This window comes from Nonomuraea sp. NPDC050733 (assembly GCF_040654215.1).
Lineage (GTDB): Bacteria > Actinomycetota > Actinomycetes > Streptosporangiales > Streptosporangiaceae > Nonomuraea.
Genome location: NZ_JBFAHO010000053.1, coordinates 17699 through 32447 on the forward strand (window position 1 = coordinate 17699; position 14749 = coordinate 32447).

Annotated in this window: 14 protein-coding genes; 4 read left to right on the plus strand and 10 right to left on the minus strand. The window is 71.2% G+C overall.

All coding sequences use genetic code 11. From position 1 onward, the window contains the following. Positions 1-25: 25 nt before the first annotated feature. From AB0H64_RS40870 to AB0H64_RS40890, 5 genes are all read right to left on the minus strand, one after another. Positions 26-154, minus strand: coding sequence for a hypothetical protein (locus tag AB0H64_RS40870; RefSeq protein WP_357636165.1), 129 nt, complete (start codon positions 152-154; stop codon positions 26-28). Positions 155-221: 67 nt separating this feature from the next. Further along, the gene (locus AB0H64_RS40875) at positions 222-1922 is read right to left on the minus strand and encodes a hypothetical protein (protein WP_357636168.1); all 1701 of its coding nucleotides are present in this window, start codon (positions 1920-1922) and stop codon (positions 222-224) included. Positions 1923-1925: 3 nt separating this feature from the next. Further along, on the minus strand, positions 1926-2732 hold the full coding sequence (locus tag AB0H64_RS40880; RefSeq protein WP_357636170.1) for a carbohydrate ABC transporter permease: 807 nt from the start codon (positions 2730-2732) through the stop codon (positions 1926-1928). Positions 2733-2758: 26 nt separating this feature from the next. After that, positions 2759-3703, minus strand: a complete 945-nt coding sequence (locus tag AB0H64_RS40885) for a sugar ABC transporter permease (RefSeq protein WP_357636172.1) — start codon at positions 3701-3703, stop codon at positions 2759-2761. Between the two features lie 5 nt (positions 3704-3708). Next, positions 3709-4953 (minus strand): extracellular solute-binding protein, encoded by a 1245-nt coding sequence (locus tag AB0H64_RS40890; RefSeq protein ID WP_357636174.1) that lies wholly within the window; start codon positions 4951-4953, stop codon positions 3709-3711. Between the two features lie 271 nt (positions 4954-5224). Here AB0H64_RS40890 and AB0H64_RS40895 point away from each other — a divergent pair, with 271 nt between their 5' ends. Then, complete coding sequence (locus tag AB0H64_RS40895) at positions 5225-6241, plus strand: LacI family DNA-binding transcriptional regulator (protein WP_357636178.1); 1017 nt, start codon at positions 5225-5227, stop codon at positions 6239-6241. A gap of 226 nt (positions 6242-6467) precedes the next feature. Here the strand turns inward: AB0H64_RS40895 and AB0H64_RS40900 are convergent, their stop codons facing one another. From AB0H64_RS40900 to AB0H64_RS40915, 4 genes are all read right to left on the minus strand, one after another. Then, positions 6468-6998: a hypothetical protein gene (locus AB0H64_RS40900; protein WP_357636181.1), complete on the minus strand. Its 531-nt coding sequence runs from the start codon at positions 6996-6998 to the stop codon at positions 6468-6470. A gap of 255 nt (positions 6999-7253) precedes the next feature. Beyond that, complete coding sequence (locus AB0H64_RS40905) at positions 7254-8204, minus strand: CU044_5270 family protein (protein WP_357636184.1); 951 nt, start codon at positions 8202-8204, stop codon at positions 7254-7256. Beyond that, positions 8204-8767, minus strand: coding sequence for an RNA polymerase sigma factor (locus AB0H64_RS40910; RefSeq protein ID WP_357636187.1), 564 nt, complete (start codon positions 8765-8767; stop codon positions 8204-8206). The genes AB0H64_RS40905 and AB0H64_RS40910 overlap by 1 nt, the downstream gene beginning before the upstream one ends. A gap of 182 nt (positions 8768-8949) precedes the next feature. Further along, on the minus strand, positions 8950-9087 hold the full coding sequence (locus tag AB0H64_RS40915) for an HTH domain-containing protein (protein ID WP_357636189.1): 138 nt from the start codon (positions 9085-9087) through the stop codon (positions 8950-8952). A 221-nt stretch (positions 9088-9308) separates the two neighbouring features. Here AB0H64_RS40915 and AB0H64_RS40920 point away from each other — a divergent pair, with 221 nt between their 5' ends. The 3 genes from AB0H64_RS40920 to larC are packed head-to-tail and all read left to right on the plus strand — an operon-like array spanning position 9309 to position 13273. After that, positions 9309-10769 (plus strand): serine hydrolase domain-containing protein, encoded by a 1461-nt coding sequence (locus tag AB0H64_RS40920; RefSeq protein ID WP_357636192.1) that lies wholly within the window; start codon positions 9309-9311, stop codon positions 10767-10769. A gap of 51 nt (positions 10770-10820) precedes the next feature. Then, the gene (locus AB0H64_RS40925; protein ID WP_357636195.1) at positions 10821-12050 is read left to right on the plus strand and encodes a lactate racemase domain-containing protein; all 1230 of its coding nucleotides are present in this window, start codon (positions 10821-10823) and stop codon (positions 12048-12050) included. After that, positions 12047-13273 carry a nickel pincer cofactor biosynthesis protein LarC gene (gene larC / locus AB0H64_RS40930; RefSeq protein WP_357636198.1) on the plus strand — a complete coding sequence of 409 codons (1227 nt, stop codon included), beginning with the start codon at positions 12047-12049 and terminating at the stop codon, positions 13271-13273. The genes AB0H64_RS40925 and larC overlap by 4 nt, the downstream gene beginning before the upstream one ends. A gap of 65 nt (positions 13274-13338) precedes the next feature. On the opposite strand, the gene AB0H64_RS40935 is transcribed toward larC, so the two are convergent. Next, the gene (locus AB0H64_RS40935) at positions 13339-14676 is read right to left on the minus strand and encodes an FAD-binding oxidoreductase (protein ID WP_357636201.1); all 1338 of its coding nucleotides are present in this window, start codon (positions 14674-14676) and stop codon (positions 13339-13341) included. Positions 14677-14749: the final 73 nt, after the last annotated feature.

Sequence of the window (14749 nt, forward strand, 5' to 3'; positions counted from 1 at the left end):
AGGATCCGAACAAAGGCGCCCAACCCTAGCGGGCCGCCACCGAAACGATCAAGGTCCGAGCCGCCGAGCCGAGCATCTCGTAGGCGACGGTGAACAGCAGGTCGCGGTAGGCGACGAAGGTCTCGGTCGCCGCATTGCCGGCGTGGTCGCTCATGTCTCGATCCTTTTCACTCCACCGGCATCGGCCCGGTCCGCCCCGCGGATCCCCTCCACCTCGCCGGTCAGGCCAGGCGACGGCGGCGCTGCTCGTGGGCGGCGGCGAGGATGAGGTAGGCGCCGGCCGTCCACGTGTAGGCACGGTCGCGGAGCCCTTCGCCGGTGCGGGCGTCGAAGTTCTCGGCGAACCCGGACCGCTCGCAGAGTCTGCGGAAGCGGGCGCTGACCTCGTCGGCCAGCGCGGTGTGGCCGGCCCGGCGCAGCCCGTCCTCGATGAGGACGGTCGAGGGCGCCCAGATCGGGCCGCGCCAGTAGCCGTCGTCCTGATAGTGCTCCGACGAGGGGTGCTCGGTCGCGGGCCCGAACGCGGTCAGGTGCTCCTCGATCCGGGCGGCGAGCGCCGTGTGCACGGCCTCCGGGAGCTCGTCGCCGAGCACGATCGGCATGAGGTCGAGCAGGCTCGAACTGGTCCAGGTCCTTCCGGACTGCGCGCCGCGGGCGACGAACCGCTCCCCCGTCCACAGCTCCGCGAGCAGCGCGTCGCGCATCCGGTCGGCTGCGCCGGACCAGTGGGCCGCCGCGGCCGGATCCGGCGCGCGCCGGGCCAGCTCGCGCAGTTGCAGGACGAGGAAGGCGGCCAGGTCGGCGGTCTCGACGACGCGCTCGGGGTCGAAGGTGGTGGCGTTGTCCCAGCCGCTGTCGTTGCCGTGCTGGTAGTGCGGCAGCTCGTGGCCGGGGACGCGGCGGGCCTCCAGCCAGAAGGCGGTCCAGCGTTCGAGGAGCCGGTAGGTCTCCTCCGGCTCGGCCGCCGGCGGGAGGTGGCCCAGGGCCCAGCCGTGGATGGGGGGCTTGACGAAGTTGTAGAGGATCTCGGAGTGGGTGACGGAGTCGGGCAGCGCGCCGGCGGCGTCCTGATGGTCGAAGGGCAGCCGGAACTGGTCCCACGCCATCTCGGGCAGCCCATCCCCCAGGGCGATGGCGTTGAAGCAGTGGTCCCAGCTCCACACCTTGTCCATCCAGTGCTTGGACATCAGCACGGCCGGCCGGGTGACGAATCCGGCCGGCCGTACCGTGGCCGACCACAGGACGTAGGCGGCCAGTTCGGCGGCGGGCGTGGCGTCGCTGCGCCAGGGGGCGACCGCCGCGGCGAAGACGTCGAACTCGGCGCGCGCCGCCTTGACCACCTGCTCGAAGGTGTCGGTACCGGCGTAGGGGGTGCGGGCGGTCTCGTACTCCTCGATGGCGATCTCCCAGTCGCCCAGCAGCGTGACGCCGCGTTCGGCGGTGCCGAGCGCCTGCGCGCCGAGCGCCTCGGCCTGTCCGCTGAGCACGGTGACTCGGTAGCGGCGTCCGGTCTGGTAGACGGTGAAGACGAACGATCCGTCGACGGGATCGCTGTAGAAGTACGGGCCGCTGAACGGCGTCAGCACGGGGTCGGCGGCCAGCAGCCGCAGCCCGAGCCCCTGTCCGCGCAGCCGCACCGTGTCCGCGGTGTCGTAGGCGAGGTCGATCCGGCCGTCGTCGCTGCTCCAGGTGAGCTGGTGCGGGGTGGCGGTGACGTCGCTCTCGGCGGTGGGGGCCAGCCGCAGGATCGGGTGCATGCCGGTCTGGTGGGAGACCAGATGCACGTCCTGGGCATAGGTGTGTTCGGCGATCACGGGCGAGAAGCCGAACCAGGAGCCCCGATGGCTGAACGGGATGTCCCGCAGGGAGAACACCGGGCCTGAGGCGGCGACGGTCATGAAGAGGGAGTCCCTTCTTTTCACAGGTCAGTCCTTGACGGCGCCCGCGGTGACGCCGGCGGCGACGTAGCGCTGGGCGACGATGAGCAGGAGGGTGGCCGGGACGGAGGCCACGACGGCGGTGGCCATGATGGCGTTCCACTCCTGGTTGTTGTTGCCGATGTAGTGGTAGATGCCGAGCGTGATCGGCTGGTGGTCGCCGCCCTGGTCCAGGGTGGAGGCGAAGACGAAGTCCGACCACGCCCACAGGAACGCGAACAGCGACACGGTGATGAGCGAGTTGCGGGAGACGGGCAGCACGATCGAGACGAACGTGCGCACCACCCCGGCGCCGTCGGTGCGGGCGGCCTGCAGCAGCTCCTCGGGGATGCCGGACATGAACGTGGTCAGGATCAGCACCGCGAACGGCACGGCGAGGGTGGAGTCGGCCACGATGAGCCCCGGGACGGTGTTGAGCACGCCGGTGGTGAGGAAGATGGCGTAGAAGCCCATCGCCATGATGATGCCGGGGATCATCTGCGCGATGAGCAGCACGAAGCTCAGCGCTCCCCCGCCGCGCGGTCGCAGCTTGGCCAGGGAGTACGCGGCGGGCGCCGCGAGCAGCAGGGTCAGCGCCACCGTGCCGAGCCCGACGACGAGGCTCACGCCCAGGTACGGGAGCTGCTGGTCGAGGACCGCGCGGTAGCCGTCCAGGGTGCCGTTGAGGGGGAAGAAGTTCGGCGGGCTCTTGCGCATGTCGGTGTCGCGGGTGAACGACACGTTGATCATCCAGTAGACCGGGAACAGCATCACGCCGGTCAGCACCAGACCGATGCACGTTCTGAGGTGTCTCATGCTGAGGTGTCTCATGCTGAGGTGTCTCATGCCAGGGACTGCCTTCGCTGCGCGCGGATGTAGACCAGCCCGAACACCAGCGCCATCACGATCAGCAGGTTGCCCACCGCGGCGCCGGGGCCGAAGGAGGGCACCAGGTTGCCGAACCCGAGCCGGTAGGACCAGGTGGCGAACGTGGTGGAGGCCCCGCTCGGCCCGCCCTTCGTCATGATCCAGATGATGTCGAACACCTTCAGCGTGTAGACCAGGCCGAGCAGCAGCGTGATCGCCGAGACGGGGCGCAGCAGCGGGAAGGTCACCCGCCAGAAGCGCTGCCAGCCGTTCGCGCCGTCGAGCGCGGCCGCCTCGTAGACGGCCGGCGAGATGCCCTGCAGCCCGGAGTACAGCACCACGAGGTTGAACGGGATGCCGATCCAGACGTTGGCGATGATGACCGACCACAGCGACCAGTCGGGCGAGGTCAGCCAGTTCACCGGCCCTGCCCCGAGCCGGCCCAGCACGGCGTTGACCACGCCGGAGTCGCTGTTGAGCATCCATGACCAGGTCGAGGCCGACACGATCAGCGGCAGCAGCCACGGCACCAGGAACAGCGCGCGCAGCGTGGCCGACAGCCGGAAGTTCCTGATGAAGAACAACGCCAGGGCCAGCCCGATGGTGAACTGGAAGGCCAGCGACACCACGGTGAAGAGCACGGTGTGCCACAGTGCCGGGCCGAAGGTCGCGTCGGCGAAGACCTTGGCGTAGTTGGCGAACCCGGCGAACGGCGCGTCCCCCTGCACGAATGAGCGCACGGTGTAGTGGCGCAGGCTCAGCTCGACGTTGCGACAGAGCGGGTAGGCGTAGAAGACCAGCAGGTAGACGACGACCGGGGCGAGGAACGCCCACGCCGCCCACTGACCCGACCGGCCCCGCCCCGTCGCCGGGACGGCGGCGCGGGCGGGGCGGACCTGCGGCTGTGTGAGTCGGTTCATGCGGGTTACTGGGTCGCGCTCGCCGCGGCCGTCTGTGCCGAGGCCATCGCCTCCCGCGGAGGCTTCGAGCCGCTCAGCGCGGCCTGCACCGCGCCCCACATCGGCTCGGAGATCTTCGGGTACCTGGTGCCCAGGTCGTCGCTGGTGCGGCCCTTGGCCGCCTTGACCGCGTCCACCCACACCCGCAGCTCCGGGGTGGCGGCGACCTGCTTGGCCTGCACCGCCTCGGTGGGCGCGATGTAGGACAGGGTGGTCGTGGTGCTCAGTGAGTTGTCGGTGCTGGTCAGGCAGGCCACCAGCTTCTGCGAGGCGGCGTAGCGGGCGGTGTCGGACTGCACCGGGATGCTGACGAACTCGCCGCCGGTCGGCGCGGGCGCGGTGCCGCCGTCCTTGCCCGGGATGGGGATGATGCCGTACGCGAAGCCGGTCTTCTTGGCGTTGGCCAGTTGCCAGGTGCCGTTCTCGGCGAAGGCGAAATCACCGCCGGCGAACTCCTGCCAGCTGGTGGTCTGCGTGTTGTTGATGACGGAATTGGGGGCGTAGCCCTTCTTCAGCCAGTCGCTCCACAGGGTCACCGCCGCGACGCCCTCGGGCGAGTCGAGCTTGGTGAGGGTCGCTCCGGAGCCCCAGAACCAGGGCAGGAACTGGAAGCTGCCCTCCTCGGTGCCGATCGCCGAGAACGTGATGCCCTTCTTCCCGGCCGCCTTCACCTTCTCCAGCGCGGCGGTCAGCGACGCCCAGTCCTTGACGCCGGCGGGGTCCACCCCGGCCTTCGTCAGGACGTCCTTGTTGTAGTACAGCGCCAGGGTGTTGGCGCCGATCGGCACGCCGTAGGTCTTGCCGCCGCTCTGCCCGGCCGCCAGCAGGTTGGGCGCCAGTGCGGAGACGTCCAGCTTGTTCTCCTCGGTCGTCGTCAGCACCCCGGCCTCGGCCAGCGTGGAGACGACCGGGTTGTCCACGATCAGCACGTCCGGCGAGTTGCCCTGCTGGGCCGCCAGCAGGGCCTTGTTGGTCAGGTCGCTGGTGTCGTAGCCGGTCCGTTCGACCGTCACCCCGGCCTGGGTGCCGCACGCCTGGAGCAGCTTCACCCACTCCGAGCTCTTGTCGTACTGCGGATAGGGGTCCCAGATCGTGTAGGCGCCGCCGCCCGCGGGGGTCCGGCCGGCGCTTGCCGAGCCTCCGCCGTCGGACGATGACGAGGACGAGCAGGCCGCCAGCCCGGCGGCGGCGGCCAGGACCGCCAGACTCATGCCGGCCGCGCGCCGGCCCCTTGACGCTGAACTCATTGACGTGACCTCCGCTGACAGCGTTACGCGGCGTTTGCGGGCCGCAGTCGAATCGATTCGGCGAATCGGTTCGACCGAACATAGGCCCGGCCTGTCGTATGCGTCAATGGGCTGGAAGGCGTGGTGTGCGGTCCGTGACACATCCTCGTCACGGACTCGGGAGGCGACGGCCTCACCCTGAAACGATTCGACCTACGATGGTCTCCGGCCGACTGCCAGACCGAGGAGCGCGCAGGTGAACATCGGGGAGATCGCCAAGCGGGCAGGTGTGTCACGCAGCACCGTGTCGTACGCGCTCACCGGCAAGCGTCCCGTGTCCGAGGGGACCAAGCGGCGCATCCAGGCGGTGATCGACGAGCTGGGCTACCGGCCCAACGCCGCCGCCAGGGCGCTGAAGGAAGGCCGCACCCGCACGATCGGCCTGGTCATCCCGCCCGCGAGCCGGCGCCTGACCGACATGCAGCTGGGCTTCGTGTCCAGCGTGGTCGACGCCGCCGCCCGCGCCGACCTCGACGTCCTGCTGTCGCCCTCGGGCGGCGAGCACGAGCGCTCCTTCGAGCGCGTCGTCACCGGCCGGCGCGTGGACGGCGTCATCCTCATGGAGATCCGGCTAGAGGACGACCGCGTCGCCCGCCTCAACGGCGCCGGCGTGCCGTTCGTCGGCATCGGCCACACCAGCCACCCGGAGGAGATGTCCTGGGTGGACCTCGACTACGAAACGCTCATCGCCTCCTGCGTGCACCACCTGGCCGACCTCGGCCACCGGCACGTCGCCCTGGTCAACCGCAACGCCGAGCTGGTCGCCGCCGGCTACGGCCCCGGCCACCGCGCCCAGGCCGGTTTCGACCGCGCGCTCGCCGAGCGCGGGCTGCACGGCGTACGGGTCTGCTCCGGGGACGACGCCCAGGCCGGGCAGGCATGCGTCGAGCGGCTGCTGGCCGAGCACCCGGAGCTGACCGCCATCGCCACCATCAACGAGGCCGCCGTCGCCGGCATGTACCGGGCGCTGGCCGCGGCGGGGCTGGCCGTGCCCGCGCACTTCTCCGTCGCCGGCGTCGCCGCCCGGCACTGGGCCGAGAACCTGCACCCGCCGCTGACCGCCGCCGACGTGCCCGCCGACGACATGGGCGCGCACGCGGTCGAGCTGCTCCTCCAGCGCATCGCCGACCCGCTCGCCCCGCATCGCCGTCTGCTGCTGACCCCGCCGATCTCGCTGCGCGGCACCACCGGACCCGCCCGGCACCGCACCTGACCGGGGAGCGCGGCGGACCGACTCCAGGGCCGGACACACGGCCGTGCGCGACGGCGACGTGGCGTGGCCTGGCGTGGCGTGGCGTCCCGGCGGCGTTCCGGCTCTTGACCATCGCGCGGCATGACGCCTATCGTCCAGTCGAATCGATTCGACCCCTCCCCCGCACTTCCCGAAGAGGAAAAGGGGCGACCCTGCCGCCCGTCATCGAGATCAACCGGAGGCCGACCTAGTCGGACTGCTTGCCACAGCCCAGCCGGTGCCGCAGCCATTCTGGATGGGCGTCGCCGACCTCGATGCTGTTCTCATCAAGAGCGTTGGCGATGTGGAAGCGGCTCTTGTCGAAGACGAACTCCACCGCGAGGGTGCCGGCCGCCAGGTCAGGCCCTGATGGCTGCCACTCAAGGAGAGCCACCTCGCGCAGTTCCTGGCCGATGAACGGCTCAAGCCGTTCATCGGCGCTGGACCACGCCGGAGTCAGCTCGAACCACTCCCAGCCGGTCATCGCAGCCGTCGTGTCGGTGGTGTTCCAGCTGATCGACAGCTCATCGAACTTCGAGTGCATGATCTCTATCTGGACGCCGTCGAAGTCCAAGACGACGGGGCAGTCGGCATACCAGTGCCCGTCTTCGAGAAAACGCACGAGCGCGAAGCCAGTCAGACGTCGGCCACCAAGCGCGGCCAAGCCCTGCCCATGTTCATCGCGGACAACGTGGAGTCCGACGAGAAAGTTCGGCTCGAAGCCGGATATACCCATCACGACAGGCGATTGTCCATGTTCATCGCGGCACCGGCCAGACGAGCGTCTTGTGCTTGCGCATCCTGCGGGCAGCGGAGGGGGGCCATCGAACGCCGGAGAAGGTACCGGATACCGGCACATTCGACGCGGCGGCTGGAACGAAGGCCGGCATGGGTTTCACCGAACCCCCGATCCTTGCCGCCGGATCTCGTTCGGAATCACTTATCCGGACACGCAGTACGCGCCCCAGCACGATGGCACGACGCCCGGTGCGGCTCATTTCTGGCCGGGGCCGTCCACCACCTTGGCCTCCAATCGGGCCGTCAGGGTCAGCGGCGTGCCGGCCTTGACGACGTAATTGGGGCTGTCGGTGTAGTCCGTGGTCCGGTCCTGCACAGTTACTCCGTATGTGCCGAGAAAGCGGAAATCGATGGGATCCAGGATGAGGTCGTAGCGGGTCCATCCGCCGGTGTAGCTGAACGCGACCCCGTGCCTGCCGTCGGCGTCCACCGCGTTCTGGTTGACGGTCACCCCGGGGATGGTGGCGAGGCCGCGGAACAGTGCCGCGCGCACCTCTGGCGGTAGCGCCTGCGTGCCCATGATCTGGTAGACGGCCTGGAAGAGCCGCTCATCCATCGAGGGCGGCGCAACGGTTCCCGTCCACGTGATGTGCATGTCCGCCAGTTTCTGGCGGATCTTCGCGAGTAGCCCCTCGGGAGTGACCGGTTGGCGGGCCAACTCGTCCGCGCTCAGTCCCGGGTGGTTACCCTGTACCAGCAGCTTGCCGTTGGGGAACAGGTCCGCCGTCTGCAGGCCGTCCACGCTGTACCACCCCTCCCGCACCTCGCGTCTGGACAGGTCGACGCCGTAGCCGCCGTCCGCGGACCGCGGGGCCTGGAGCTGCTTGATGTACAGCCACTGGCCGGGGTTCGGCACCTGTCCGCGGTCGTCGTAGTCATAGGCGGCCTGCGCGGCCCGCTCGCCGAGTTCCCGCACACTGGCCACCGGAACCACGCGCGGATGGTCGTTCGCCACCACCACGCCGGCGCCGATCGCCACGGCCAGCGCGCCCGCGAGCACCAGCCGCCGGCCGAGCCGCGGCCCGCGCCGAGGTTCACGATGTGGCTCGGGCTCGCGCGCCGCGGCCAGCAGCCGGCCCCGGGCAGCGCTTTCGGCCTGTGCCGTCATCGGCGGGGTGTCCCGACGGAAGTCCTTGATCGTGCTCATCACAGCTCCTCGTCTCCCAATACGGCCCGCGTCTTCCTCCTGGCCCGGTGCAGCCGCGACCGCACGGTCCCCGGCGGGATGCCGAGCGCCTGGGCCACCTCCTCGTAGCTGAGGCCCTCCCACGCCACCAGCAGCAGCACGTCACGATCGCCGCGCGACAGCGACGCCAGCGCTAGCGCCAGCTCGCGCTCCTTGTCCCGCGCGGCGACCCGCCGCACCACGGCGTCGGCGATCGGTTCGGGCAAGGGATCCACGCCGGTACGCGCCAGCGCCCGCAGCATCCGCTCCTCCTGTCGCCTGTGCCTGGCCACCAGCGTCGTGGCGATGCCGTACAGCCAGGGGCGTGCCAGCGGAAACGACATGTCATACGAGCCGCGCCGCCGGAACGCGGCCAGGAACGTCTCGGCCACGATGTCGTCGGCGGCCTGCGTGCCGACGCGCCGCGCGGCGTACAGGTGGATCTGCCGTGCGTACCGGTCGAACAGCGCGGCGAACTGCTCCGGGTCACCGACGGATCGCCGGATCAGCTCGGCGTCGTCGATCTCGGCCGTCTCAACGGTCAACGGCCCTCCTTAAGGTCGGTCGGTCACCCTGCTGTCTCCCGCACCCCATGACAAGGTTCTCGACCCGGCAGAAGAGTGACGGACGCCACAGGCACGACCCCAGTCGAGCAGCTTCACAGGCCTGGCTACGCCGCGTGAACCTTGCCACCGTCGTAGGTGGTGGGGGCCCCACCATGCTCGTCCTACGCCGAGACCGGCTTGTCGGAACCGAGGTGGCGGTAGATGGTCGCGCGGCTGACGCCGAGCCCGTCGGCGAGCTGCTGGACGGTGTAGCGGCGCCTGCCGTCGTCACCCGTCATCTCGTACAACGCGCGAGCCATCCCCACACCATGGGCGTCCAGGGCCGGTGGGCGCCCACGGACGCGGCCGCGCGCTCGAGCCGAGGCGAGCCCTTCGAGGGTGCCCTCGACGATGAACTCCCGGAGGAACTCGTCGAGGCGCTCCGTGCCCGCTCCACCTGCGGGTTCGTAGCGGTTTCCCGTAACGGACGAGGAGGGTCGCCGCAATGGTGGACGCCTGGGGGCCTCAGTAGCTTCGGGAGGTGCTCAGAACCGCAATTGTCACCATCTGTCTCGCCCTGGTCCCCTCCATGCCCGCGTCTGCGCCCGCGTCGGTCCCCGCGTCGGTCCCCGCGTCGGTCGACGCCTACGTCGAGCGGTACCGCGCGGCCACAGGCCTGCCAGGCGTCGCGGTGGCGATCACGCGAGGGAACAGGGTCGTCCACGCCACCGGATACGGCCGGACCGCCACCGGTGACGCCGTCACGGCCGACACCCCCATGGCGGTGGCCTCGGTCAGCAAGTCCTTCACCGCCCTGGCCGTCATGCGACTGGCCGAGCAGGGCAAGATCGCCCTCGACCAGCCGGTGCGCCGCTACCTGCCCGAGTTCACGATGGCCGACCCGCGGGCCGCGAAGATCACCGTACGGCAGCTGCTCGACCAGACCTCGGGCATGGCGGACTCGGCCTTCCGCGAAAAGAGCCTGCCTCAGCCGGAAACGCTCCAAGGCGCCGTGGCCCGGCTCAGGACGGCGAAGCTCGCCACGGACCCCGGGACCGCCTTCAGCTACCACAACACCAACTACCAGGTCGCCGCGCGGCTCGTCGAAGTGGTCAGCGGCCGGCCGTTCGCGGTCTGGCTCGACGCGCACGTGTTCGAGCCTCTCGGCATGGGCCGCAGCACGACCGCCGACACCGATCGTGACCTGCCCGGCAGCGCCCGCGGCCACCTGTACGTCCTCGGCCGGGCCCTCGCTCTGCCCGAGCCGACCGGATTCGGAAACGGCTCGGGCGGGGTCATCAGCACCGCCAACGACATGGCCAGATGGCTGATCGCGCAGAACACCGGTCTCACGGGTCTCCTGTCCCCGCAGTCCGTCCGGGAGATGCGCACTCCGTCGAAGCAGAACGGGGAGTACGCCCTCGGCTGGGAGATCGGCAGGACCGAACGCGGCACCCCCGTCCTCGAGCACGGCGGAGACCTGTTCACCTCCACCGCTCACCAGCTGCTGATGCCGGACTCCGGCTACGGCATCGCCGTCATGGCCAACACCGGCATGGCCTTCTCCGACGCGCACACCCTCATGACCGGCATCGTCTCCATCATCGAGGGCGGGACCCCGCGGCCGCCCTCCATGCGGTCCCTGATCCTCATCGACGTGCTCTTCGCGCTGCTGGCCCTGGTGACCATCGGGCTCGCGGCGCGGGGCACCGTACGTGCTCGGCGGTGGGCCACGCGCCGCACCGGACGGCACCTGTGGCGGCTGGCGCCGTACCTGGTCCCGCTCATGTTGTGCGTGACGATCGCCCCGATCCATCGCGTGCTGGCACGCGGCCGCGACGCGAGCTGGATCCAGCTGGCCTACCTCTACCCGACGTTCATGCTCTGCCTGGTGACGGCCGCCGCCGCGGGTCTCACGGTCGTCGCCGCACGCGTCTGGGGCGTCGCGCGGCCACGACGCCGCCAGCAGCACGGCGGCGGCGATGGCAATCGGTTGCCGTGAGTCGCCTCGCCGGCTTGCGCCCGCGGGGGCGGGCGTGGTCGTCTGGCCTCCATGACGTACCGGATCGGCGGGGCTGACGCCGTCCTCACCGAGGCGCAGATCAGGAGCTTCGTCGCCGAGCGGCTGGCGGAGGAGGATCTGGACGGCCGCAGTGTGTGCCTGGTGGTGCCCGACGGCACCCGGAGCTGCCCGCTGCCGTTGTTGCTGTCGGCGGTGCACGAGGCGCTGCACGGCCGGGTCTCCCGGCTGACCGTGCTGGTCGCGCTCGGCACGCACGCGCCGATGGGCGAGGCCGAGCTGGCCGCGCACGTTCCGCCGTTGCCGGGGATGACGGTGCTCAACCACGCGTGGTGGGAGCCGTCCACGTTCGTCTCGCTCGGCACGATCGGCGCCGACCGGGTCGGCGAGCTGTCCGGCGGGCTGCTGCGTCACGAGGTGGACGTGCGGCTGAACCGGGCGGTCGTGGAGCACGACGTGGCGCTGGTGATCGGGCCGGTCTTCCCGCACGAGGTGGTGGGGTTCTCCGGCGGCGACAAGTACTTCTTCCCCGGCGTGGCGGGGGCCGACATCATCGACCTGTCGCACTGGCTGGGCGCCCTCATCACCAGCGCCGACATCATCGGCACGCGCGGCGTCACCCCGGTGCGCGCGCTCATCCACGAGGCGGCCTCGCTCATCCCCGCCCGCCGGCGGGCGCTGTGCGTCGTCGTGCGGTCCGGCTCCGACGAGCTGCACGCCATGGCGTACGGGCCGCCGCAGCGGGCGTGGGCGGCGGCCGCCGAGGTGTCCTCCGAGGTCCACGTGCGCTACCTGGACGCGCCCATGCGCAGGGTGCTGTCGCTGATCCCGGCCAAGTACGACGACATGTGGACCGCCGCCAAGGGCTTCTATAAGCTGGAGCCCGTCGTCGCCGACGGCGGCGAGGTCGTCCTGTACGCGCCCCACGTCACGACGATCTCCGCGATGCACCCCGAGATCGAGCAGATCGGCTACCACTGCCGCGACTACTTCACCCGGCAGTGGGACCGCTTCAAGCACCTGCACTGGGGGGTGCTGGCCCACTCCACGCACCTGCGCGGCGCGGGCACCTACGACGAGGAGCACGGCGAGCGCTGCCGCGTGACCGTCACCCTGGCCACCGGCATCCCCGAGGACGTCGTGCGACGGGCGAACCTCGGCCACCTCGACCCGGCGGAGGTCGACGTCGAGGCGTTCGCCGCCGACCCGCAGACCCTGGTCGTGCCCCAGGCGGGCGAGGTCCTCCACCGGCTGCGCCGATGAGGCACGCGTGGATCGACGCCTCGGCGGGCGTCGCCGGGGACATGCTGCTGGGCGCGCTGCTCGACGCCGGCGCCGGCCTGGAGACGGTACGGGCCGCCGTCGAGGCCGTCGTCCCGGGACAGGTGCGTCTGGGCCGGGAACAGGTCAGCCGTGCGGGACTGCGCGCGACGCGGGCACAGGTCACGCCGGCCGGCCACGAGCATCACCGCACCTGGCGGGACATCCGCCTGCTTCTCACCCGGGCCGAGCTGGCGGAGCCGGTGCGGGAGAGCGCGCTGGCGGTCTTCGCCCGGCTCGCCCGGGCCGAGGCGCGCGTCCACGGCGTCGAGGCCGACGAGGTGCACTTCCACGAGGTGGGCGCCTGGGACTCCATCGCGGACGTGGTCGGCGTCTGCGCGGCCCTCCACGACCTGGACGTGAGCGAGGTGACCGCCGGTCCGGTGGCGGTGGGCTCGGGACGGGTGGTGACGGCGCACGGGGAGCTGCCCGTGCCCGTCCCGGCGGTCGCCGAGCTCGCCGCCGGCTGGCGGATCCACGCCGGTGGCCAGGGCGAGCTGGCCACGCCCACCGGCATGGCGCTGGTCACCACGCTGGCCCGCGCGTGCACGGAGCTGCCGCCCATGCGGCTGGAAGCCACGGGCGTCGGCGCGGGCGCCCGCGACACGCCCGGCCGGGCCAACGTCGTACGGGTGCTCGTCGGACGGGTGCTCGTCGGCGCCTCCGGGGCCGATCCCGCCGAGGCCGTGGTCCTGGAGGCCAACGTGGACGACCTGGACCCGCGCGTGTGGCCGGGCGTCCTGTCGGCCCTCATGGAGGCGGGCGCGTCGGACGCCTGGCTGGTGCCCATCCTCATGAAGAAGGGCCGCCCCGCCCACACGCTGAGCGTGCTGTCCCCTCCCGGGCACGCGGACGAGCTCCGGGCGGCGATGTTCCGCCTGACCACCACCCTGGGCGTCCGGGAGCGGACGGTCCGCAAGACCGCGCTCGAACGCGGGTGGGTGCCCGTGGACGTGCTCGGCGCTCGGCTGCCGGTCAAGGTGGGCCACCAGGACGGCGTCGTGGTGCAGGCCACGCCGGAGTACGAGCCCGCCGCCCGGCTGGCGGCCGAACGCGGCCTGCCGGTGCGGACGGTGCTCGACGCCGCCGTGGCCGCGGCCTGGACGGCGGGGCTCGCCCCCGGCCGGTCGGTCCCCCACGACCTGCGCCCGCATCCGGCCCGGTGACCCGCCGGCGACGCCGGAGTCGGCACGTGGCGACGCCTCGGCGACGGTCCGCCGCCGCACCCTGGTCAAGGCCGGATGTTGTGGTTGCCGGCGAACAGGTTGCCGGGGTCGTACCGGCGCTTGACCGCCGCGAGCCGCTGGTAGGTCCGCGTCGGATAGACCGCGGCGACGTCCTCCTCGGTGGCGGAGGCGAGGAAGTTCGCGTAGGCGCCGTCGACGTGCGGTGCGAGTCTCCCCCAGATCGCGTCCAGGGCAGGACGCGCGGCCTCGACGACCGGCTCCGGGCCGGCGCTGGTGGTCACGACCATCAGCTCCGCCCGGCGATGCGCGTAGGCGGTGGCGTCGTCGGGGACTCGGGACACCGCGCCGCCGACGCTGCGAACGGCGATGAACGGCGATCCCTGCGACGCCCCGGTCTCGGCGAGGATCCGCAGGACCTCGGGCACCGACTCCTCGCCGACGAACGCGCTCCGGGTGACGAGCCGGATGCCGGGCGGCGGCGTCACGCCGTCCACGAGCGTGTCCGCATAGGGCTTCAGCGCGACATCGTCGTCGATCACCGTGCCGAGCCGGCGGATCGGGTCGATGGACCGGGCCGCGACAGCCGGGTCATCGCCGTCGAAGGCGACCTGGATCTCGACCGGCGCCTCGGGGCCGCCCGCGAAAGGGTTGGCGAAGCTCACGATGGAGGTGAGCTCCTCGGGGGCGGTGCGGAGGTGGTCCGCCCACCCCTGGAGCACGCCGGCCGCCTCCGACGCCGGGAAGACGATTCTGCCGTAGAAGACGTCTGTCGTCGGGTGCGCCGCGAACTCGAAGGCGGTCACGATCCCGAAATTGCCCCCGCCACCGCGAATCGCCCAGAACAGCTCCGGGTTCTCCTGCGCGCTCGCCTCCACGACCTGTCCGCCGGCGGTGACCACCTCCGCGGCGACCAGATTGTCCAGGGCCAGACCGTACTTCCTGACCTTCCAGCCCATGCCGCCGGTCAACGTCAGCCCGCCGACGCCGACGCTCCTGGTGTCGCCCGAGGAGATCGCCAGGCCGTGCGGGGCCAGTGCGGCCGCGACCTGGCCCCAGGTGGCGCCGCCGCCGATCCGCACGAGGTGACGTTCCTTGTCGACGACCTCCACGTCCGCGAGGCCGCGGAGGTCGATCACGACGCCGTCGTCGTTGGTGCCGAAGCCCGCGAAGGCATGGCCGCCGCCTCGCACGGACAGCACGAGCCCCGTGGCGGCGGCGAATCCGACACCCGCTCGCACGTCCCCGACGTTCCTGGGCCGCAGAACGTACGCCGGACTGCCCGAGGCCAGTACCGAGCGGCTGGCCGACTCGTACTCCGCTCCCCCCGGCTCGATGATGTCGCCGCCGAAGTCACGGCGGAGGGTTTCAAGCGCTGAACTCATGACGTTCCTGTCGTTGTGCGAACTGTCCGAACGAGCACAAGATGCCGACGACCCGATCCTTGTGACAGCGCGG

Excerpts from the sequence above, each read along its gene's own strand:
- AB0H64_RS40870 (WP_357636165.1), bottom strand. The coding sequence starts at position 154 with ATGAGCGACCACGCCGGCAATGCGGCGACCGAGACCTTCGTCGCCTAC.
- AB0H64_RS40880 (WP_357636170.1), bottom strand. The coding sequence starts at position 2,732 with ATGAGACACCTCAGAACGTGCATCGGTCTGGTGCTGACCGGCGTGATG.
- AB0H64_RS40885 (WP_357636172.1), bottom strand. The coding sequence starts at position 3,703 with ATGAACCGACTCACACAGCCGCAGGTCCGCCCCGCCCGCGCCGCCGTC.
- AB0H64_RS40890 (WP_357636174.1), bottom strand. The coding sequence starts at position 4,953 with ATGAGTCTGGCGGTCCTGGCCGCCGCCGCCGGGCTGGCGGCCTGCTCG.
- AB0H64_RS40905 (WP_357636184.1), bottom strand. The coding sequence starts at position 8,204 with ATGAGCACGATCAAGGACTTCCGTCGGGACACCCCGCCGATGACGGCA.
- AB0H64_RS40915 (WP_357636189.1), bottom strand. The coding sequence starts at position 9,087 with ATGGCTCGCGCGTTGTACGAGATGACGGGTGACGACGGCAGGCGCCGC.
- AB0H64_RS40925 (WP_357636195.1), top strand. The coding sequence starts at position 10,821 with ATGACGTACCGGATCGGCGGGGCTGACGCCGTCCTCACCGAGGCGCAG.
- larC (WP_357636198.1), top strand. The coding sequence starts at position 12,047 with ATGAGGCACGCGTGGATCGACGCCTCGGCGGGCGTCGCCGGGGACATG.
- AB0H64_RS40935 (WP_357636201.1), bottom strand. The coding sequence starts at position 14,676 with ATGAGTTCAGCGCTTGAAACCCTCCGCCGTGACTTCGGCGGCGACATC.